Origin of the sequence: Cupriavidus sp. D39, assembly GCF_026627925.1 — a bacterium.
In the GTDB taxonomy this organism is placed as follows: Bacteria; Pseudomonadota; Gammaproteobacteria; order Burkholderiales; family Burkholderiaceae; genus Cupriavidus; species Cupriavidus ulmosensis.
The window spans coordinates 3,136,737-3,155,676 of the sequence record NZ_JAPNLE010000009.1 but is presented as its reverse complement, the minus strand read 5'-3'; the positions used below and the strand labels follow the sequence as shown (position 1 = coordinate 3,155,676).

Sequence of the window (18,940 nt, the reverse complement as noted above, 5' to 3'; positions counted from 1 at the left end):
TTAGGGTTGGCACGCCCTCGCGGCGCGACCCCGGAGCGAACACCATGAACCAGACCCCCACACTGGCTGCCCTGATGGCGATGGCGCTGCTGGCCTGGCCAGCCGGCGCGCGCGCACAGGCGCCCGACGCCACCGCGCTGCAGGCGCGCAACTGGGCCGCCGCCTGCGCCGGCTGCCACGGCCCGGCAGGCCGCGCGCCTGCGGGCAGCGTGGTGCCAAGCCTGGCCGGGCGCGACCAGTCCGAGCTGGTCCGGCAGATGCAGGACTTCAAGCAACGCAAGCGCGAGGCCACCGTGATGCAGCAGATCGCCAAGGGCTACAGCGACCAGCAGATCGAGGCCATCGCGGGCTGGTTCGCCGCCGTGCGCTGACCCTGCAATCCGGAAACCCGGCAAGGAGCGAGCGACTGATACTCCATTCTTGCTCAGAATCTATAATTGCTCGCCATGACCAAGGTTTATCGGATCAACGAATTCGCAAAGCGCATCGGACGGGCTCCCAGTACGGTGCGCCGCTGGGAGCGCGAAGGCATCCTGGCGGCTAAGCGCCTGCCTTCCGGACATCGGTACTTTGACGAGTCCGATGTTCGGGCGATGCTTGGCGGCGGGCCTGAGAAGCGATCGACAATCGTGTACTGCCGCGTCAGTAGCGCTGGGCAGCGCGACGACTTGCGATCTCAGGTGGCGGCGATGGAGGAATACTGCCGGGCTGGCGCAATTGCTGTTGACGAGTGGATTCAGGAAGTCGGCGGCGGCATGAACTTCAAGCGCAAGCGTTTCCTCGTGCTGGTTGAGCGCATCCAGCGTGGTGAGATTGAGCGAGTTCTCATCGCCCACAAGGACCGGCTCGTTCGCTTCGGATTCGACCTGCTCGACCATCTCGCGCGCGAGAACGGTTGCGAGATCATCGTGGTTAATCAGGAATCGCTGTCGCCAGAGCAGGAAATGGTTGAGGACCTGCTTGCCATCGTCCATACGTTCTCATGCCGCCTGGACGGCATGCGCAAGTACAAAAAGCAGATCAAGGAAGACTATCCGGGTAGCAAGGTACCGAAGGAAATTCTGGAATGACAACCGTCACCCGCACTCTCTATGGGACGTCGTCGTGCGTGCCTGCGCTTCGCGCGGTGTGCAGGGCGACGGCGTTCGTCCGAGCGGACCTCTGGCGTCGCTACGGCGCGCTGGGGAACGTCGGCAAGAGTGCGGCCGACATCCGCAAGGAAGTGACTGCTGGCGGCTGGTATGCGTCGCTCGCGGTGGACGGCACGATCCGAGCCGAGACCACGAAGGATGCCGTCAACGACATCCTGACATACAAGGCGGCCGCCTGCGCGAAGGTGCGACAAGCCATCGCGAAGCGGACCTCCGACGAGGCAGAGCGAAAGCGGCTCTATACCCTGCTCAAAAGTGACAAGTGGCTCGAAGACAAGTACCTGCACCGGATGATGCGCAAGTACTTTCGGCACGGCGTTTCGCGTTGCGACAATCAGTTCATCGTCCGCTCGGACAAGCATCAGAGCCGCGTCAGCGACGGGCAGCTGGTCATCACCATCCACATCGCCAGGCAGTATGGCCCTTCGATCGAGCTCACGACGACAGCAACGGCAAGAACGTGGACCTCACGGGTTGCAACCTGCGTGTGATCGTGAAGGGTGACGCGGTCGAAATCCACTACGCTACTTCGAAGGCCGAAGGGCGCCCCTGCGGCACAGGGGAAATTGGCGTCGACAAAGGCTATACCGAGGCCTTCGCCGACTCCGATGGCGAGCGTCATGGTCAGACCTTCGGCGCCGTGCTGAGCGCTTACAGCGACCAGGTTTCGAAGACCGGCAAAGTACGGAACCGGCTGCATGCCCTCGAAAAAGCCCATCGCAAAGCTGGTCGCATCGCCAAGGCCGAGCGCATCAGGAAGTGCAACCTCGGACGCGTGAAACTGCAGGCGCGCAGGGACCGCACGAAGCAGCGGTTGCGCACGATGGCCTACCAGTCCGCCCATACCATCGTGGACAAGGCGGCAGTGGTCGGTTCGGAAGATCTGACGTCCCCCATCAAGGGGAGGAGTCAGTGGCGGAACTACAACCGCCGCATGAGCGCATGGGCCAAGGGGGTACTGGCTCAAGCGCTCGATGAAGTTTGCACGCAGCGTGGGGCGACGCACGTCGTCGTCAACGCCGCCTATACGTCGCAAATGGACTCGTTCACGGGCTTGCTGCAAGGCAAGCGCGAGGGCGACAAGTTTTACCGTGCCAACGGGGACGTTCTTCAGGCGGATACCAATGCAGCGCGGAACGTGCGGGACAGGATTCACGACCGCGACATTACCCGGTATATGCCTCACCTCCAGGTGAAGCAGATTCTGCTCGCGCGCTCCTCCGGCGCAACTGAGCGTCAAGGGGCTTCAGTTGGGCGGCGCAAGCCGCGTCAACGAAGTGCGGATAAATCCAATGCTCAACTTTGAGCAGATTTTATGGAACAGACATCCAGATGCAACGACGCGAATTTCTCGGCGCGCTGGCCGGCACGGCCATGTTCGGTACGCTTGGCGCGCAGGCTGCGACCCGCAAGGCAAAAGTGGTGGTGGTAGGCGGCGGCTATGGCGGCGCCACTGCCGCGCGCTACCTGCGCGAATGGAGCGGCCAGGGCATCGAGGTCACGCTGGTCGAGCCCAACGCCAGCTTTGTGTCTTGCCCGCTGTCCAACCTGGTGCTGGCCGGCAGCAAGCGCATCGGCGACATCACCTTGTCCTACGACGCGCTGGCAAAACGCCACGGCGTCAAGGTCGTGCGCGACCATGTCAGCGCGATCGATGCCGCGCGCCGCGAGGTGCGCCTGGCCGGCGGCGGTACGCTGGCCTATGACAAGCTGGTGCTGTCGCCCGGCGTGGACGTGCTCTCCAGCGAAGTCCCGGGCCTGGCCGAGCCCGGCGGCGACCAGATCCTGCATGCCTGGAAGGCCGGCCCGCAAACGGTGGCCCTGCGCCGCCAGCTCGAGGCCATGCGCGACGGCGGCACCTTCGCCATCACCATTCCGCTTGCGCCGTATCGCTGCCCGCCTGGCCCCTACGAGCGCGCGTGCCTGGTCGCGGACTATTTCACCCGCGCCAAGCCGCGCAGCAAGGTGCTGATCCTCGACGCCAATCCCGACGTCACCTCCAAGGGCGCGCTATTCAAGCAGGTCTGGGCCACGCGCTACAAGGGCATGGTCGAGTACCGGCCGCAGTACAACACCGTCGACGTGGACCCCGCCACCCGCACGCTCAAGTTCGAGGTGCAGGACGACGAGCGGGCCGATGTGCTCAACGTGCTGCCGCCGCAGCGCGCCGGAGCCATCGCCGTGGCAAGCGGGCTGGCCACCGCCAACGGCCGCTGGTGCGAGGTCGACTTCCTCACCTTCGAGTCGAAGGCCGCGCCTAGCATCCATGTGCTGGGCGACGCCATCCAGATCGCGCCGTTGATGCCCAAGTCGGGCCATATGGCCAACCAGCACGGCAAGGTGGCGGCCGCCGCCATCGTGTCGCTGCTCGCTGGTCACGGGCCCAACCCCGAGCCGCTGTACAACAACACCTGCTACAGCTTCACCTCCGAGCGCGAGGCCATCCATGTCGCCAGCGTGCATCGCTACGATGCCGCGCAGAAGACCATGGTCACGGTGCCCGGATCGGGCGGACTGTCGCCCGCGCCGAACACGTTGGAAGGCACCTATGCGCAGGCGTGGGCGGATGCCATCTGGACCGATATGCTGGGCTGAGGCAAGAAGCCCGGCGCTGTCACGATGCGCACCGGCAACGGCGCGCTAGGGCTGCTGATAAAGTCCGATCTGCGTTGTCGTGCTCCCCTCTCTCCCCTGAGGGGAGAGGGAGGCAGCCGTCGTCATGGTGCGCGGCATTGGCCCCCTCGTCGGCTCCGTTCAATGCCGCCGGTTCGCTCCCCTCTCCCACTTGTGGGAGAGGGGCTGGGGGAGAGGGCGGGCGCTGGTTACGCCTGCGTGCTGGACAACACCATGGGCTTCGCTTGAAGTAGCCCCTAGCTAAGCCACCCCTCTCCCCGGCCCCCTGAGGGGAGAGGGAGAGACAGCCGTCGTCATGGTGCGCGGTGTTGGCCCGTTCGGCGGCTTCGGCTGATGTACTGGGTTTGTCAGCAGTCTGTGCGCACCGGCAACGGTGCGTTCTGCTTATGTCCCCGAGGTTGCAGCGCAGCCTGGCTCTGGAAGCACCGCACAAAGGGGTAAACACTATATGCGCAATTACGCATATACGAATATATTGAACGGCATGGATGAGATGGATCGCGTGTTCGAGAAAGTGTCGGGGTATTTCAGCCTGCTGGCGGAGCCCACCAGGCTGAAGATCCTGCACGCCCTGTGCGATGGCGAGAAGCCGGTGGGCACCGTGGTGGAGACGGTGGGATCGTCGCAGACCAATGTGTCGCGCCATCTCACCGCGATGTACCGCGCGGGCGTGCTGTCGCGCCGCAAGGAGGCCAACCTTGTCTTCTACGCCATCGAGGACGAGAGCGTGATCGAGCTGTGCCGCACGGTCTGCGTGCAGGTGGCCAGCCGGCTGGAAGACAACGCTTTGCCAGCAAGCATGGTCGATCGCTTCATGCCGCAGGCCACTCCGGCACCGCGTCGGCGCAGCCGCTAAGGCAACGCGCCGGGCGGCCGGGCTGGCACGCTCGCACACAGGTTTGACGGCAGCCGTCCGCTTGCGCGGGCGCTGACCCACAACAGGTTCGCCGACGGCGCCTTTGGCGCCGCACGCGCGATCCGGAGGAGACCGCAGTGCCGGAACAGAGCCGCCCCGGGCGCATCGTGCGTGCGCCGGAGCATTTCGTCAGCGCCTCGCTGCAGCAAGACATCACGCAGCATGGCGTAGGCGCGTCCGACAGCCCTCGCCGCGACTTCCTGCGCAAGAGCTTCCTGGGCGCAGCAGCCGCGCTGGCCGCCAGCGTCGCCGGCGGGGCTCGCGCAGCGGATGGCGCTGCCGGCGACGACGCCATCCTCACCCCGCAACCCTGGGCCACCACACTCGGCCAGCCGGTTGCCGCGCATCCCTACGGCCAGCCCTCTTCATTCGAGAAAAACCTGGTGCGCCGCGAGTCCCCCGGCCTTACGCGGGTGTCGGCAGCCTCGGTATCCTTCGCCCCGCTGCAAGGCTTCTTCGGCATCATCACGCCCAACGGCCTGCACTTCGAGCGCCATCATCAAGGCTGGCAGGACATGGATCCGGCTCGCCACCGCCTGATGATCAATGGCCTGGTGAAAGCGCCACGCGTCTACACCATGGACGACCTGATGCGGCTGCCCGCGGTGTCGCGCATGCATTTCATCGAGTGCGGCGCCAATACCGGCATGGAGTGGGGCAACGTGGCGGTGCCCACGGTGCAATACACCCACGGCATGCTGTCGTGCTGCGAATTCACCGGCGTGCCGCTCAAGGTCCTGCTCGACGATGCCGGCGCGGACTTCAAGCGCGGGCGCTACCTGCTGGCCGAAGGCGGTGACGGTTCGGGCATGACCCGCACCATCCCGATGGAGCTGGCCGACGAGATCATCGTGGCCTGGGGCATGAACGGCGAGATGCTGCGCCCTGAAAACGGCTACCCGCTGCGCCTGGTGGTGCCGGGCGTGCAGGGCGTGTCGTGGGTCAAGTGGCTGCGGCGGCTGGAGCTCGGCGACCAGCCGTGGAACACCAAGGACGAGACCGTGCACTACGTGGACATGATGCCCGACGGCATGCTGCGCCAGTACACCTCGATCCAGGAGTGCAAGTCCGTCATCACCACGCCCTCGGGCGGGCAGCAACTGGTGGGGCGCGGTTTCTACAACATCAGCGGGCTGGCGTGGTCCGGGCGCGGGCGCGTGAAGCGCGTCGATGTCTCCGTCGACGGCGGGCGCAACTGGCGCACCGCGCGGCTGGAAACGCCCGTGCTGTCCAAATGCCTGACGCGCTTCAACCTGGACTGGGTGTGGGACGGCTCTCCGGCCATCCTGCAAAGCCGCGCCGTCGACGAGACCGGCTACGTGCAGCCCCGCCTGGCGCAACTGCGCGCGGTGCGCGGCGCGCGCTCGATCTATCACAACAACGCCATCCAGAGCTGGCAGGTGGCCGATAGCGGCGAGGTCTCCAATGTCCACGTTGATTAACTTGACCAACGCCGGGCGCGCGGCATTACTTGTTTGCGCTGCCGCGCTGTGCGGGCAAGCGGCGATGGCCGCCGCGCCGGCCGACAGCGCGCGCGCGGCGCTCGGCCGCACCGCCACGCCGGCCGAGGTCAAGGCGTGGGATATCGATGTGCGCCCCGACTTCCAGGGCCTGCCCAAGGGCCGCGGCACGGTGTCGCAGGGCCAGGCCGTCTGGGACGGCAAATGCGCATCGTGCCATGGCGATTTCGGTGAATCCAACGAGGTGTTCTCGCCCATCGTCGGCGGCACCACCGCCGAGGACATCAAGCGCGGACGCGTTGCCTCGCTCACCGGCAACCAGCCGTACCGCACCACGCTGATGAAAGTCAGCACGGTCAGCACGCTGTGGGACTACATCCACCGCGCGATGCCGTGGAACGCACCCAGGAGCTTGTCCGCCGACGACGTCTACGCAGTCACGGCCTACCTGCTCAACCTGGGCGATATCGTGCCGGCGGACTTTACGCTGTCGGATCGCAATATCGCCGAGGTGCAGCAAAGAATGCCGAACCGCAACGGCATGACGCTGCAGCATGGCCTGTGGCCCGGGCGCGGCCAGGCGGATACGCGCAATACGGCGTGCATGAAGGATTGCACGCCCACGGTCAAGGTCGTCTCGACCATGCCGGCCTACGCCCGCGATGCCCATGGCGACCTGGCGGCGCAGCAGCGCACCGTGGGGCCCACGCGGGGCTGGGCTGCCGGTGGCGACGCCAGCGCGCCCGCGGCAGCCATTCCGGCCGCACCCGGCGAGACGGCGGGCGCGAAGCTGGCCAGCCAGTACCAGTGCATGGCCTGCCACGCCACCGATCGCAAGCTGGTCGGCCCGAGCTTTGCCGAGGTCGCACGCAGGTACAAGGGGCAGGATGCGCAGGACGTGCTTGCCCACAAGATCCGGGCGGGTGGGCAGGGCGCCTGGGGCAGCATGCCGATGCCGCCGCAAGCGCAGATTCCCGATTCCGACCTGCGCACCGTGGTGGGGTGGATTCTTGAGGCAAAATAGCGGACTGGCCGCCCCATGCCCCGTGGCGCGGCCAGCGCGCCGCCGCGCCGGCCGTGCCGACAGGCAACACTGGCAGCGAGCGGGCTTTTCGCCGTCCCCACGGCTCTTCATAGTTCGGAGCATATCCATGAAGCAGTTTGTCATCGCAACGCTGATGCTGGCTTGCGCCGCCTCGGCCAACGCTGCGGTCGATGCCGCCAAGGCCCAGGAAATCGCCAACAAGAACGCCTGCATGGGCTGCCACCAGGTCGACAAGAAGCTGGTTGGCCCGGCCTACAAGGACGTGGCGACCAAGTACAAGGGCGACAAGAACGCGCTGGCAACGCTGACCAAGAAGGTCAAGAGCGGTGGTGCTGGCGTCTGGGGCCCGGTGCCGATGCCCGCCAATGCCGCTTTGAGCGATGCCGACCTGAAGACGGTCGTGGAGTGGGTGCTGGCAGGCGCCCCGGCCAAGTAAGCACAGCCAGGGCAAGCCCTGCCCGGACCGGTTACGGCTTCGGGACCCAGGGGGCGCCGATGGCGCCCCCATGCAAGGGCGGCAATGCACCGCCCGCTGCCGTGCGAAAAAGGCGCGGCAAGCTAACAGAAAACCAAGCCGGAACGGAAAACGCAGGAGAAAAGGAAACAATGCATTCAAAACGACGAGACGTATTGCGGGTCACCTCCGTGCTCGCACTGATGGCCGCCACCGGGCTGATCAGCAAGGCGCAGGCGGCGGAGTGGAACAAGACCGCCTTCGACGGCAAGAGCGTGGCCGACGTCATCAAGGCGTTTGGCGGCAGCGGAACCGACAAGAGCACCGCCATTGTCTTTACCGCCCCCGACATCGCCGAGAACGGCGCCGTGGTGCCGGTCGCCGTGACCAGCAACATCCCTGGCACCGAGCAGATCGCCATCCTGGTGGAAAAGAACCCCAACACGCTGGCAGCGGATTTCATCATCCCGGCCGGCACCGAGCCCTTCGTCTCCACGCGGGTGAAGATGGGCCAGACCTCGATGGTGTACGCCGCCGTCAAGGCCGGCGGCAAATGGTACGTGGCGTCCAAGGAAATCAAGGTGACGCTGGGCGGCTGCGGCGGCTGAGGCTGCGCTCCCATCCACCCAAGCGGATTTCCGGCCCCACCATTACCTGAAAGAGGAAAGAACATGGCAGACCCGATGCGCGTACGTGCCGCCGAGAGCGGCGGTGTGGTCGACGTCAAGATCCTGATGAAGCACGACATGGAAACCGGCCAGCGCAAGGATGCGTCCGGCAAGACCATTCCGGCCTGGCATATCCAGACCGTGACGGCTCAGTGCAAGGGCAAGGACGTATTCCAGGCCCAGTTCGGCCCGGCGGTGTCCAAGGATCCCTTCCTGAACTTCAAGTTCAAGGGCGGCGCCAAGGGCGACAAGGTCACGGTGACCTGGATCGACAACCGCGGCGACAAGCGGACCGACGAAGCGACCATTTCCTGATCGGGCCGGGCACTGGCTAGTCGTACCGGCCTGACCGAGCGGGCGGCTGCATCCTCTGCTATGGTTCAGGTCGAATGTCGGGCCCGGGCCGGCGCATGGTGCGCGCGGGGCGCGACCGGAAGGATAGCAATCATGCGGCGAGCATTTATTCGAGCAACGGCGGCACTGGCGGCGATCGGCTTGACGGCCAAGGCAGCGGCGCAAGCGGCGCCGGCGGCTGCCGGCAAGGGCGGGCGCGTCAAGGTGGTCTACCAGCTGTCCGAGGGCACGGACCAGGCGGTGCGCGCCATGGCCAACCTGCGCAACCATCTGAACGCCGCACCCGACACCAAGATCGTGGTGGTGGCGTTTGGCTACGGCGTGGACTTCATCGTGGAAGGCGCGCGTGACGCGCGCGGCAATACGTTCGAGGCCGCCGTCGGTGCGCTGGCCGCCTCCGGCGTCGAGTTCCGCGTTTGCCGCAATACGCTCACGGCGCGCAAGATTCCCGAATCCAGCCTGCTGATGGAAGCCAAGGTGGTGCCGGCTGGCGTGGTGGAAGTGGCCAAGCTGCAATTCGATGAAGGCTACGCCTACATCAAGCCGTAAGTCATACCCGGGCACAAGGCGGCACAAACCGGGCGCCATGCAACGGGAAGACAAGCAATAAGACCGGCCCGCACGGCCTGGCGCCACACGGCGGCAGGCTCCCGAGGCCCCGAGGAGAAGCCCCATGAAAACGATCAGACGCCGCCACACCGGCGCCGCGCTGGCGCTGGCCGGCACCGTGGCGCTCGCCGCCGCGGCGGTGCACGCCCAGGGCAGCACCGCCGAGGAAATCGCCAAGTACCGGCAGATGCTCGCCGAGGGCAACCCGGCGGAGCTGTGGGAAGCCGCCGGCGAAGAACTCTGGAAGAAGCCAGCCGGCCCCAAGAACGCCTCGCTCGAGCAATGCGACCTGGGCAAGGGCCCCGGCGTGACCAAGGGCGCCTACGCCGAGCTGCCGCGCCTGTTCAAGGACACCGGCCGCGTGATGGACCTGGAGCAACGCCTGGCCTACTGCCGGGTAACGCTGCAGGGCCTGACCCAGGAAGAGGCGCTGAAGAATCCCTTCGCCTCCACCGGCAAGCCGTCCGACATCGAGCGCCTGGTGGCCTTCCTGGCCGGCGAGTCGCGCGGCGTCAAGATGAACGTGGAGCTGAACCACCCCGAAGAAAAGCGCGTGTACGCCCTCGGCCAGAAGATGTTCTTCTACCGCGGCGGCGCCTACGACTTCGCCTGCGCTACCTGCCACGCCGTCGACGGCCAGCGCATCCGCCTGCAAGAGCTGCCCAACCTGCTGACCAAGCAGGGCGCGCAGGCCGCTTACACCACGTGGCCGGCCTACCGCGTCTCGCAGGGCGAGGTACGCTCGATGCAGCACCGCCTCTACGACTGCCTGCGCCAGCAGCGCTTTCCCGAACCCGCCTATGGCTCCGACGTGATCACCGCGCTGAGCCTGTTCCTCGCCAGGAACGCCAACGGCGGCACCTATGATGGCCCGGCCATGAAGCGCTGAGAATAGGGAGAGCAGAGATGAAGCAAGCGCATAACTACGCACAAGGCACGCTGGCCGCGGCCACGTTCGCCATGCTGGCCTGCATGGGCGGCATGGCGAACGCACAGGACAGCGCCAAGCCGGCCAAGGCCGCAAAACCTGCCAACGTCGCCGCCAAGGTCGCCGCTGTAGGCGACGCCGACATGAAGAAGCTGATCGAAAGCTCCTTCACCTCCAAGGGCCCCGCCACGGTCGAAGGCGTGCTCGATCGCGACGCCATGCAGAAGGCCTGCAGCGACTACCCGGACCGCTCCAAGGTGCCGGCCGCGGTGGCCAAGAAGATCGAGGCCGCCGAATTCAAGCAGATCAAGTACCCATCCGACAAGCAATGGCTGGGCGACTGGAAGGAGGGCGAGAAGACCGCCCAGAACGGCCGCGGCATGCAGTTCTCCGACGCGGTCGGCGGCACCAACGGCGCCAACTGCTACGCCTGCCACCAGATGACCAAGGCCGAGATCTCGTTCGGCAATATCGGCCCGTCGCTGTACCAGTACGGCAAGCTGCGCGGCGATTCGGAAGCCGTGCTCAAGTACACCTGGGGCAAGATCTGGGATTCCAGCGCGTTCGCAGCCTGCTCCAACATGCCGCGCTTCGGGCACAAGGGCATCCTCACCGAGCAGCAGATCCGCGACGTGATGGCGCTGCTGCTGGACCCGGCCTCGCCGGTCAACCAGTAAGGCACCGCGATGACACCCAGGCGCATGGCCGGCACCCTCCGGCGCGCACTCCCATGCGCGCTGCTGCTCGCCGCGCTGGCCGGAAGCGGCGCGGCCGCCGCGCTGGAGGTAGGCGACACAGTGCGCCTGCCGCCGGTGAAGCTTGCTCGACGGCAGCGTCGTGACACCCGCCGACCTGGCCGGCAGGCCGCTGGTGGTGGAAGTCTGGGCATCGTGGTGCCCCTTCTGCGCGCTGCAGAACCCGCGCCTGCAAACGCTCTACGACAGTACCGGTGGCGCGCGTGGCGGGCTGCAGGTGCTGGCGCTCAGCATCGACAAGGATCCCAAGGACGCCACCGCCTACATGGCGAAACACGGCTACACCTTCCCGGCCGCGATGGACACGCCCGCGCTGCGCGCCGCGCTCGGCAAGCGCAAGGGGTTGCCCGAGCTGTATGTGATCGACGGCCACGGCAAGGTCGTGCAGAAGGAAGTCGGCGAGATGCTGGAAGAAGAAGTCGCGGCGCTGGCCAGGTACGCCACGCCAACGCAGAAGTAGCCGCCTGCGGCCACCTGGGCCACACCGGCCGCCTCAGCCACAAGATGCCGGGTCGCAAGAGCCTGACACCGGCACATGACATGCACAGGACGAGACAATGAACCGACGCGAGTTCCTGCAGGTGCTGGCTATCGCCGGCGCCGGCGGCATGACCTTTCCCGCCACCGACGCACAAGCCGCGCAGGCCGCCGGCAAGCTCTACGACGTGCCGCGCTTCGGCAACGTGCACCTGCTGCATTTCACCGATTGCCACGCGCAGCTGCGCCCGCTGCATTTTCGCGAGCCCAACGTCAACCTCGGCGTGGGCGACTACGCGGGCAAGCCGCCGCACCTCGTCGGGCAGGCCTTCCTGCGCCACTACGGCATCGCCCCCGGCAGCGCGCAGGCGCATGCGTTCACCTATCTTGAATTCACCGAAGCGGCCCGCCGCTATGGCAAGGTTGGCGGCTTTGCCCATCTCGCCACGCTGATCAAGCAGCTCAAGGCCGGCCGGCCCGGCGCGCTGCTGCTCGACGGCGGCGATACCTGGCAGGGTTCGGCCACCGCGCTTTGGACGCGCGGGCAGGACATGGTCGACGCCGCGCTGGCGCTGGGCGTGGACGTGATGACCCCGCACTGGGAAATGACGCTCGGCGCCGAACGCGTCACCGAGATCGTCGAGCGCGACTTCAAGGGCAAGGTCGCCTTCCTCGCGCAGAACATCAAGACCAACGACTTCGGCGATCCCGTCTTCGATCCCTACGTCGTCCGCGAAATGAACGGCGTGCCGGTGGCCATCATCGGCCAGGCCTTTCCCTACACGCCGATCGCCAACCCGCGCTACTTCACGCCCGACTGGACCTTCGGCATCCAGGAAGAAAACCTGCAGCAGGTCATCGACCAGGCCCGCGGCAAGGGAGCGCAGGTGGTTGTGCTGCTGTCGCACAACGGCATGGACGTGGACCTCAAGCTCGCCTCGCGCGTGCGCGGCCTCGACGCCATCCTCGGCGGCCACACGCACGACGGCATGCCTGCGCCGGTGCCGGTCAAGAACGCCGGCGGCACCACGCTGGTCACCAACGCCGGCTCCAACGGCAAGTTCCTCGGCGTGCTCGACTTCGACGTCAAGGGCGGCAAGGTCAGCGATTTCCGCTACCGCCTGCTGCCGGTCTTCGCCAACTACCTGGCTGCCGATCCCGTCATGGACGCGCTCATCGCCAAGGTGCGCGCGCCGTATGAGAAGCAACTCGGCGAGGTGCTCGCGCGCAACAGCGGCCTGCTGTACCGCCGCGGCAATTTCAACGGCACGTTCGACCAGCTGATCCTGGATGGCCTGATGGATGTGCAGGGCGCCGAGATCGCCTTCTCGCCGGGCTTCCGCTGGGGCACCACGTTGCTGCCCGGGCAGGCCATCACCATGGAACACCTGATGGACCAGACCGCCATCACGTATCCCCACACCACAGTTACCGCGATGAGCGGCGAGACCATCAAGACCATACTCGAAGACGTGGCCGACAACTTGTTCAACCCGGATCCCTACTACCAGCAGGGCGGCGACATGGTGCGCGTGGGCGGCCTGCGATACACCATCGACCCCACCGCGGCGATGGGAAAACGCATCACCGAGATGCGCCTCAAGGGCCAGCCCATCGACGCCGCCAAGACCTACAAGGTGGCCGGCTGGGCGCCCGTCTCGGAAGAAGCCCGCCAGAATGGCAGCCCCCCGATCTGGGACCTGATGGCCCAATGGCTGCGCGCCTCCGGCGAGGTCACCGCCCGCCCGCTGAACCTGCCGACGGTGCGCGGCATGGCCGGCAACGCAGGCATGGCAACGTGATTGAACAACCGCGAAAAACTGAGCTACAATCATTCGTCACGGGCCGATAGCTCAGCTGGGAGAGCGCTGCGTTCGCAATGCAGAGGTCGGGAGTTCGATCCTCCTTCGGTCCACCAAGATAAGCTCCAAAGTAGTCCGGGAAAGGCCGGTAAGCCAAATAGATTCAGGGCTTCCGGCCTTTTTTCGTCCTAGATATTCCTGCGTGATCTATTGAAATCCGGGGGCATCTGGGGGCAACATTGGGGGCAACTCACCGGGCCCACATAGGAGATGCCCCCAAATGCCGCTGACAGATACCGCGATCCGCACCGCCAAGCCGACCGACAAGACCCAGAAATTATTCGACGGCGGCGGCCTCTACCTGGAAGTCGCTCCCAGCGGGGGCAAGTGGTGGCGGATGAAGTATCGCTTTGCGGGCAAAGAGAAGCGGCTGAGCTTTGGCGTCTACCCGGATGTGGGGCTGAAGGAGGCGAGGGAGCGCCGGGAGGCCGCCCGGAAGCTCTTGGCGAATGACGTGGATCCCGGCGAGAATCGTAAGGCACAGAAGGCCGCGAGGTTCGAGCGAGCGACCAACAGCTTCGAGATCATCGCCCGCGAATGGTTTGCCAAGCAGTCCCCAGGCTGGGCCGACAGTCATGCGGACAAGGTGATTCAGCGCCTTGAGAAGAACGTCTTCCCCTGGCTGGGCGGACGGCCCGTCGCAGAGATAAGCGCGGCGGAGCTGCTGGCGGTGTTACGCCGTATAGAGGCGCGGGGGCGCTTGATACCGCCCACCGAGCGCATCAGAACTGCGGGCAGGTATTCAGGTATGCCGTCGCCACGGGCCGAGCGGAACGTGACCCGTCCGGCGATCTGCGCGGCGCACTACAGCCGGCCCGACACGAGAATTTTGCTTCCATCACCGACCCGGTGAAGGTGGGCGCGCTGTTGCGGGCCATCGACGCGTTCAAGGGCACGTTCGTCGTCCGGTGCGCGCTGCTGCTGTCTCCGCTGCTGTTCGTCCGGCCTGGTGAGCTGCGCAAGGCTGAGTGGGACGGGTTCGATCTGGATAAGGCGGAGTGGCGCTACTTCGTGACGAAGACCAAAACAGAACACACGGTACCGCTGGCCACGCAGGCGGTCGTCATCCTCCGCGAGCTGGCCGCACTAACGGGCCACGGGCGCTACGTCTTTCCGGGGCGTGACCCACAGAAGGCCATGAGCGAAGCCGCGGTAAACGCCGCCCTTCGGCGCATGGGGTACGACACGAAAACCGAGATCACCGGCCACGGGTTTCGGGCGATGGCACGGACGATCTTGCATGAGGAATTGCATATCAAGCCCGAGGTAATTGAGCACCAGCTCGCCCACAAAGTGCCGGATGCGTTGGGCACGGCGTATAACCGAACGAAATTCATGAGGGAGCGGCGCGAGATGATGCAGCGCTGGGCAGACTACCTAGACGAGTTGAAGCTGGGAGCCAAGGTATTGGCGTTCTCCGGTCCTGCCGCCTGACCGCGACACGTCAACGATAATCACTTAAGCCGCGCCTAGGCCGATCACCGAGAACCGGTATCCCATCCGGTTGGCGCAGCTTCCTATCAATGGGGACTCCAAGTGTGCAATGAGCAAGCTGTATCGTTTGAAAAAGTGGCTTTCCATAGCAGATACCGCCCGCCATCTCTCCATTGCTTTTGGTGAAGAGGTTGGGACAGCCGATGTCCTGCAGTTCGCTCTGGAGGGGCATCTAAAACTCTCTGTGCATCTCGTCAATCATGCTCAGGCGCGACTTGGCAAAGTAGTCGGCTACGAAGACACTGAATGGCGGACATATCCTCCAGCCATGAGTAAGCTAATTCCCGGCCTCCCAGAAGAAGCCAAAGGGAAGCCGATACGAGCAATGAAGAGCCTCGTTATTGACGAAACTCGATACCTCAATTTGGACACGACGGTGTCAACTATTGAGGGGCTGTGGGATCTACCCATGTTCGGCGGTGAGCGGTTGGACGTTGAACACGCTTATCAACAGATGACCGATGGGCCTGCAGTGAGCTTGCAGTGTTTAAGCGGTGCGTTTCTCGAAAGGAGTGACGGCACCGTTTGCCAGCTTCAGGAGAGTTTTGATAGCAACCCAGACATAGATGGTTCGACGGCTCTACTGGAAGAGATGCTGCGGGATATCGCAAGCAAGGATATCGATGGCGAAGCCGCAGAGGAGTTGTTGAAACAGCATACGGAAAAGCGAAAACAGTACCTTGAGCGTCGCCAAGACGACCGTGAGGCTGACTACTATCCAGCTGCGGGCTTGCCGGAAGATAGCGTGTTAGTGGTACGAAGCGATGCGATCCGAGATTTTGAGCGACTGGTGAGCGAGAACGACCAGATGGAGAGCTCAGACGCCCCCCGCCGCTCGGCGAGGGCGAGCGCGTAACTCTGCAAAAACAGATTGCCGCTTTGGCCCTATTGCTCTCAGAGAAGTCGAGTCTCTACCGGCGCGGTGAAAAACCTAATGCCTCCCAGATCGCCAGCGCTGTTGCGGGCCTTGTCGACGCCCTTCCGATGGCGGAGGGGAGCGGGCTGAGCAGAGCCAGTATTGGGGAAAGCATCCGCGCAGGCCTTACCTACCTGAAAGCCTGACAATTTCCACGTGGCAACAACGTTTGCCAGCTGGCAAACGTGCATCCACATTACATATTCAATTCGGCCACTGCTACGGAATTGTTCCGAGGCAATCCTCAAAGGGTTAAAAATGGCCGAACATACACAGTCCGCGCAGACGATCCTGCGCCGACGGCAAGTCGAGTCCGAAACTGGGCTCTCGCGCTCCACCATCTACCAGCGCATCAAAGATAAGACGTTCCCCGCTGCCGTCCAACTCGGGCCGCGTGCTGTCGGGTGGCGCCGTGGCCAGATCGACGCGTTCCTGGCGAACCCTGCCGGCTACCGCGCCGAGGTGGCAGCATGAGCGCCGGGGGTTAGCAATTCAGGGCGTTGACATTCGTATGGATGCCGCCGGCCGCTACTGCCTCAACGACCTGCAGCGCGCCGCCACCGCCGGCATGAACAGCCGCACCGTCGAGGTACACGAGTTCATGCGCCGCCCCGAAACGTGCGAGCTGATCTCCGAAATTTCAAATACGGGAAATTCCCGTATTACCCCACTCGAGGCCAAGCGCGGTAACGGCGGCGGCACTTACGTCTGTAAGGAGCTTGTTTACGCCTACGCCATGTGGATCAGTGCCTCCTTCCACCTGAAGGTTATCCGCGCCTATGACGCGATGGCGTCGGACCGGAGCGCCCCTGCCTTTGCTGTCCCTCAATCTCTGCCGGAAGCGCTGCGCCTGGCCGCCGATCTGGCGGAACAGAATAGCCAGCTCACAGCCAAGGTGGCCGAGCAGGCTCCGAAAGTGGAGTTTCACGACTCTGTGACCGAGGCCGTCAACTGCCAAACCGTTCAGGAGGTCGCAAAGATATTGGGCACCGGCCCGAACCGGCTGTTCACGATCCTGCGCGACCGCGGGCTGTTGATGCGGAACAATGTGCCATATCAGGAGCACCTCGATGCTGGGCGCTTCCGGGTGGTCGAGCGGAAATTCAACAACCGGCACGGCGAAACGTGCGTCTACTGCCGCACCTTAGTCACAGGGAAGGGGCTGACCTACATTCAGCGGCACGTCATGGGCCTGGGCCAGACGAACGGAGGGACCGCATGATCCCCCTTTGCCCGGCGCACTTGCAGCCCCCTTCGATCGAAGTTGGCCCTGTACTCGTCGCAAGCCACCTGGAACGCACTTGCAATCCCCCGGCTCCGAGCTATACTCAGGCGGTCCATGAAACAGCATGGGCCGGGATTGGAACCCCGAACAACACACGGCGAACAGCCGCCCGAAGCGGCTTTTTTCTGTTCGTCTGCGCTTGCGCGCGCCTTTTTCTATGGCGGGCCGGGTGAGGCAGCCGCAAGGCTGGCCGGTTGCCGTGTGTGCCGGTAGTTCCAACCTCGCCGTCTGGCCCGCCACCACCGATTGGAACCGGTCGGCGGGCCTCCACCACACACACGGAGGCCGCAATGCCTAAAGCCCTCGCTCACTCTGAGCAAACGCAATCCCCTTTCCTTTTCAGCCTCAAGGGCGCCCGCTTTTCTGCAAAACGCGCAGACCATGCACAACTCCGTTGGATCGGTGACGGCATCGGTCTTGATGCCAGTCAGGCAGCCAGGATCAATTTCGTAGACCAGATCGGCCGCGTCGTGAGTCTGACCTTGGCCGAGACGCTTGCCCGTGCGGATGAGATCGATGCTCGTGGGCTCCATCGCATCCTGGCCGCGACGCGCTGCGCGTCCGAGGCTGGCGACTTGTCGGAAGCCGACGCCGAAACCTGGCAGCAAGCTGGTGTCGAAGTACTTGCTGCGGCAGATCGTCCGCTTCGGGCGATTGCGGGGGCGGCATGAATTCCGAACGCCCACCACTCACACCGCCCGACTGCGACCTACGGGATTTCCCGTTCATGCAGCTTGAGATAAAGCGGCTGCTCGGGTCCGAGACGTGGATCCTTGGCACAGGCGACGAGCGAGCGGCCGCAATCGCGCTGTGGCTTGAGAGCTGGCACCAAGTGCCCGCGGCAAGCCTGCCGGACAATGACCGAATGCTCGTTCACCTCTCGCAGTCGAAGGCTTGGAAGCGTGTGAAAGAGCACGCATTGCGCGGCTGGGTGAAATGCTCGGACGGGCGTCTATATCACCCGGTTGTCGCGGAGAAATCGCTCGAGGCCTGGATCGAGAAGCTGCTGAATAGGCTTTCCGGATCGACTGGTAATGCCAAGCGCTGGGGCATTGAGGTCGACATCAATGCTATTTCGAGGCGCGTTGTTGAGGCCGCAGCGCTCCTGCGCTCGATCGCCCCCCAATCAAAGTCACTCAAAAAGAAGCAGGTTGTATCGATCGTATCGGGATCGCTCCCCGATGGTAATCGTATTCCCATCCGACAAGATAAAACATCGCCCCCCGATTCGGGCCCTGATTCCTCAGGCGATCGCAAGAGAGAGGGAGAGAGAAAGAGAGAAATTAAAAACAAAAGCTATAGCGGCGGCGTCGGTAGTTTGAACGTGGTGGGCCCTGTGGATAACTCGGAAGCGCCGCCGCTGCTTTCTGCCGATGAAATCGGAAAACACCTAGTGCAGCTGGAAGCCGAGCGGGACAAGGCCTTGCGGCTGCCTGCGCGCGTGAGCGAAGATCTGCTCAAGATTGCCAAGCGCGGCATCACCCTGCCCGTGTTACTCCATGCTCACGGCCTCGCGTGCGCGCGAAGGGCGCAGCAAGGCGATGACTCGCCGGTCAACCCAGGCTTCTTGGCTGCCTTCGTCGATGAGGCACTGGCCGAGCATCGCGGCGCAGGAAGGCCCTCGGGCAAAAGCTGGGACGAGACGACCGAGGGCGTGCTCGCCAAGGCTGAGGAGCTCGGAATCCCACCACGGCAGGGCAGCGAGGACTGGATCTGGTTCCGCCGGCGGGTCATCAAGGCTTCGGGGGACCAGCGCCTGATCGAGCGCGCGGTCAGCGAGGCCGAGCGTATGAACCTGAACGAGTACGAGCTGGTGCATCGATACCTCTACGGCGTGTTGCCGGGACAGGCGGCAGCATGAGCGCAGCGGCAGTGCTTTGCCGGGCACGAGAAGCCGGCGCGAACCTTTGGCTTGACGGCGATCAGATGAGC

The 18,940-nt window shown here is 64.6% G+C and carries 20 protein-coding genes, 1 tRNA gene and 2 pseudogenes; all 23 read left to right on the top strand.

Translation table 11 applies throughout. The annotated features are described in order from the left end of the window. Nucleotides 1-44: 44 nt before the first annotated feature. The 23 genes and pseudogenes from OMK73_RS26905 to OMK73_RS26795 all read left to right on the top strand — a co-directional run bounded on the left by OMK73_RS26905 (nucleotide 45) and on the right by OMK73_RS26795 (nucleotide 18,869). Nucleotides 45-371, top strand: coding sequence for a c-type cytochrome (locus tag OMK73_RS26905; protein WP_267604684.1), 327 nt, complete (start codon nucleotides 45-47; stop codon nucleotides 369-371). 75 nt (nucleotides 372-446) lie between these two features. Next, nucleotides 447-1,070 (top strand): IS607 family transposase, encoded by a 624-nt coding sequence (locus tag OMK73_RS26900; RefSeq protein ID WP_267606525.1) that lies wholly within the window; start codon nucleotides 447-449, stop codon nucleotides 1,068-1,070. Then, nucleotides 1,067-1,642 (top strand): hypothetical protein, encoded by a 576-nt coding sequence (locus OMK73_RS26895; protein WP_267604682.1) that lies wholly within the window; start codon nucleotides 1,067-1,069, stop codon nucleotides 1,640-1,642. Before OMK73_RS26900 ends, OMK73_RS26895 begins: the two co-directional genes overlap by 4 nt. Next, nucleotides 1,612-2,457, top strand: a complete 846-nt coding sequence (locus OMK73_RS26890) for a hypothetical protein (RefSeq protein WP_267604681.1) — start codon at nucleotides 1,612-1,614, stop codon at nucleotides 2,455-2,457. The genes OMK73_RS26895 and OMK73_RS26890 overlap by 31 nt, the downstream gene beginning before the upstream one ends. A gap of 26 nt (nucleotides 2,458-2,483) precedes the next feature. After that, the gene (locus OMK73_RS26885) at nucleotides 2,484-3,746 is read left to right on the top strand and encodes an NAD(P)/FAD-dependent oxidoreductase (RefSeq protein ID WP_267604680.1); all 1,263 of its coding nucleotides are present in this window, start codon (nucleotides 2,484-2,486) and stop codon (nucleotides 3,744-3,746) included. A 487-nt stretch (nucleotides 3,747-4,233) separates the two neighbouring features. Next, the gene (locus OMK73_RS26880; RefSeq protein WP_043350505.1) at nucleotides 4,234-4,641 is read left to right on the top strand and encodes an ArsR/SmtB family transcription factor; all 408 of its coding nucleotides are present in this window, start codon (nucleotides 4,234-4,236) and stop codon (nucleotides 4,639-4,641) included. Nucleotides 4,642-4,778: 137 nt separating this feature from the next. Beyond that, entirely contained in the window at nucleotides 4,779-6,143 is a 1,365-nt protein-coding gene (gene soxC, locus OMK73_RS26875; RefSeq protein ID WP_267604678.1) for a sulfite dehydrogenase, read from the top strand. Further along, nucleotides 6,127-7,185 carry a c-type cytochrome gene (locus OMK73_RS26870; protein ID WP_420715582.1) on the top strand — a complete coding sequence of 353 codons (1,059 nt, stop codon included), beginning with the start codon at nucleotides 6,127-6,129 and terminating at the stop codon, nucleotides 7,183-7,185. The genes soxC and OMK73_RS26870 overlap by 17 nt, the downstream gene beginning before the upstream one ends. Nucleotides 7,186-7,312: 127 nt before the next feature. After that, the gene (locus tag OMK73_RS26865) at nucleotides 7,313-7,642 is read left to right on the top strand and encodes a c-type cytochrome (protein ID WP_267604677.1); all 330 of its coding nucleotides are present in this window, start codon (nucleotides 7,313-7,315) and stop codon (nucleotides 7,640-7,642) included. Between the two features lie 170 nt (nucleotides 7,643-7,812). Beyond that, nucleotides 7,813-8,268 (top strand): thiosulfate oxidation carrier protein SoxY, encoded by a 456-nt coding sequence (soxY, locus tag OMK73_RS26860; protein ID WP_267604676.1) that lies wholly within the window; start codon nucleotides 7,813-7,815, stop codon nucleotides 8,266-8,268. Between the two features lie 63 nt (nucleotides 8,269-8,331). Next, nucleotides 8,332-8,643: a thiosulfate oxidation carrier complex protein SoxZ gene (soxZ, locus tag OMK73_RS26855; RefSeq protein WP_267604675.1), complete on the top strand. Its 312-nt coding sequence runs from the start codon at nucleotides 8,332-8,334 to the stop codon at nucleotides 8,641-8,643. 132 nt (nucleotides 8,644-8,775) lie between these two features. After that, the gene (locus tag OMK73_RS26850; protein WP_267604674.1) at nucleotides 8,776-9,231 is read left to right on the top strand and encodes a DsrE family protein; all 456 of its coding nucleotides are present in this window, start codon (nucleotides 8,776-8,778) and stop codon (nucleotides 9,229-9,231) included. A gap of 124 nt (nucleotides 9,232-9,355) precedes the next feature. Further along, the gene (gene soxA, locus OMK73_RS26845) at nucleotides 9,356-10,180 is read left to right on the top strand and encodes a sulfur oxidation c-type cytochrome SoxA (protein ID WP_267604673.1); all 825 of its coding nucleotides are present in this window, start codon (nucleotides 9,356-9,358) and stop codon (nucleotides 10,178-10,180) included. 17 nt (nucleotides 10,181-10,197) lie between these two features. Beyond that, nucleotides 10,198-10,896: a sulfur oxidation c-type cytochrome SoxX gene (soxX, locus tag OMK73_RS26840; protein WP_420715581.1), complete on the top strand. Its 699-nt coding sequence runs from the start codon at nucleotides 10,198-10,200 to the stop codon at nucleotides 10,894-10,896. 9 nt (nucleotides 10,897-10,905) lie between these two features. Further along, nucleotides 10,906-11,434, top strand: a pseudogene (locus tag OMK73_RS26835) (TlpA family protein disulfide reductase). Between the two features lie 97 nt (nucleotides 11,435-11,531). After that, nucleotides 11,532-13,253: a thiosulfohydrolase SoxB gene (gene soxB, locus OMK73_RS26830; RefSeq protein ID WP_267604671.1), complete on the top strand. Its 1,722-nt coding sequence runs from the start codon at nucleotides 11,532-11,534 to the stop codon at nucleotides 13,251-13,253. Nucleotides 13,254-13,293: 40 nt separating this feature from the next. Continuing rightward, nucleotides 13,294-13,369, top strand: a tRNA-Ala gene (locus OMK73_RS26825). Between the two features lie 164 nt (nucleotides 13,370-13,533). After that, nucleotides 13,534-14,747: pseudogene (locus tag OMK73_RS26820) on the top strand (tyrosine-type recombinase/integrase). A gap of 109 nt (nucleotides 14,748-14,856) precedes the next feature. After that, nucleotides 14,857-15,663, top strand: coding sequence for a hypothetical protein (locus OMK73_RS26815; RefSeq protein WP_267604670.1), 807 nt, complete (start codon nucleotides 14,857-14,859; stop codon nucleotides 15,661-15,663). Between the two features lie 318 nt (nucleotides 15,664-15,981). After that, nucleotides 15,982-16,197, top strand: coding sequence for a helix-turn-helix transcriptional regulator (locus OMK73_RS26810; protein WP_267604669.1), 216 nt, complete (start codon nucleotides 15,982-15,984; stop codon nucleotides 16,195-16,197). Next, nucleotides 16,118-16,945, top strand: a complete 828-nt coding sequence (locus OMK73_RS26805; protein WP_324291770.1) for a phage antirepressor KilAC domain-containing protein — start codon at nucleotides 16,118-16,120, stop codon at nucleotides 16,943-16,945. The genes OMK73_RS26810 and OMK73_RS26805 overlap by 80 nt, the downstream gene beginning before the upstream one ends. A gap of 353 nt (nucleotides 16,946-17,298) precedes the next feature. Further along, a complete protein-coding gene (locus tag OMK73_RS26800) occupies nucleotides 17,299-17,679 on the top strand; it encodes a hypothetical protein (RefSeq protein ID WP_267604667.1) in 381 nt (126 codons plus the stop codon). Next, nucleotides 17,676-18,869, top strand: coding sequence for a DUF1376 domain-containing protein (locus tag OMK73_RS26795; protein WP_267604666.1), 1,194 nt, complete (start codon nucleotides 17,676-17,678; stop codon nucleotides 18,867-18,869). The genes OMK73_RS26800 and OMK73_RS26795 overlap by 4 nt, the downstream gene beginning before the upstream one ends. Nucleotides 18,870-18,940: the final 71 nt, after the last annotated feature.

Bases quoted from the DNA above. Each gene is read 5' to 3' on its own strand.
- OMK73_RS26795 (WP_267604666.1), top strand. From the start codon at position 17,676: ATGAATTCCGAACGCCCACCACTCACACCGCCCGACTGCGACCTACGG.
- OMK73_RS26810 (WP_267604669.1), top strand. From the start codon at position 15,982: ATGGCCGAACATACACAGTCCGCGCAGACGATCCTGCGCCGACGGCAA.
- soxZ (WP_267604675.1), top strand. From the start codon at position 8,332: ATGGCAGACCCGATGCGCGTACGTGCCGCCGAGAGCGGCGGTGTGGTC.
- OMK73_RS26885 (WP_267604680.1), top strand. From the start codon at position 2,484: ATGCAACGACGCGAATTTCTCGGCGCGCTGGCCGGCACGGCCATGTTC.
- OMK73_RS26800 (WP_267604667.1), top strand. From the start codon at position 17,299: ATGCCTAAAGCCCTCGCTCACTCTGAGCAAACGCAATCCCCTTTCCTT.
- OMK73_RS26900 (WP_267606525.1), top strand. From the start codon at position 447: ATGACCAAGGTTTATCGGATCAACGAATTCGCAAAGCGCATCGGACGG.
- OMK73_RS26865 (WP_267604677.1), top strand. From the start codon at position 7,313: ATGAAGCAGTTTGTCATCGCAACGCTGATGCTGGCTTGCGCCGCCTCG.
- soxY (WP_267604676.1), top strand. From the start codon at position 7,813: ATGCATTCAAAACGACGAGACGTATTGCGGGTCACCTCCGTGCTCGCA.
- OMK73_RS26895 (WP_267604682.1), top strand. From the start codon at position 1,067: ATGACAACCGTCACCCGCACTCTCTATGGGACGTCGTCGTGCGTGCCT.
- soxX (WP_420715581.1), top strand. From the start codon at position 10,198: ATGAAGCAAGCGCATAACTACGCACAAGGCACGCTGGCCGCGGCCACG.
- OMK73_RS26815 (WP_267604670.1), top strand. From the start codon at position 14,857: ATGAGCAAGCTGTATCGTTTGAAAAAGTGGCTTTCCATAGCAGATACC.
- OMK73_RS26880 (WP_043350505.1), top strand. From the start codon at position 4,234: ATGCGCAATTACGCATATACGAATATATTGAACGGCATGGATGAGATG.
- OMK73_RS26870 (WP_420715582.1), top strand. From the start codon at position 6,127: ATGTCCACGTTGATTAACTTGACCAACGCCGGGCGCGCGGCATTACTT.
- OMK73_RS26850 (WP_267604674.1), top strand. From the start codon at position 8,776: ATGCGGCGAGCATTTATTCGAGCAACGGCGGCACTGGCGGCGATCGGC.
- soxA (WP_267604673.1), top strand. From the start codon at position 9,356: ATGAAAACGATCAGACGCCGCCACACCGGCGCCGCGCTGGCGCTGGCC.
- OMK73_RS26905 (WP_267604684.1), top strand. From the start codon at position 45: ATGAACCAGACCCCCACACTGGCTGCCCTGATGGCGATGGCGCTGCTG.
- soxB (WP_267604671.1), top strand. From the start codon at position 11,532: ATGAACCGACGCGAGTTCCTGCAGGTGCTGGCTATCGCCGGCGCCGGC.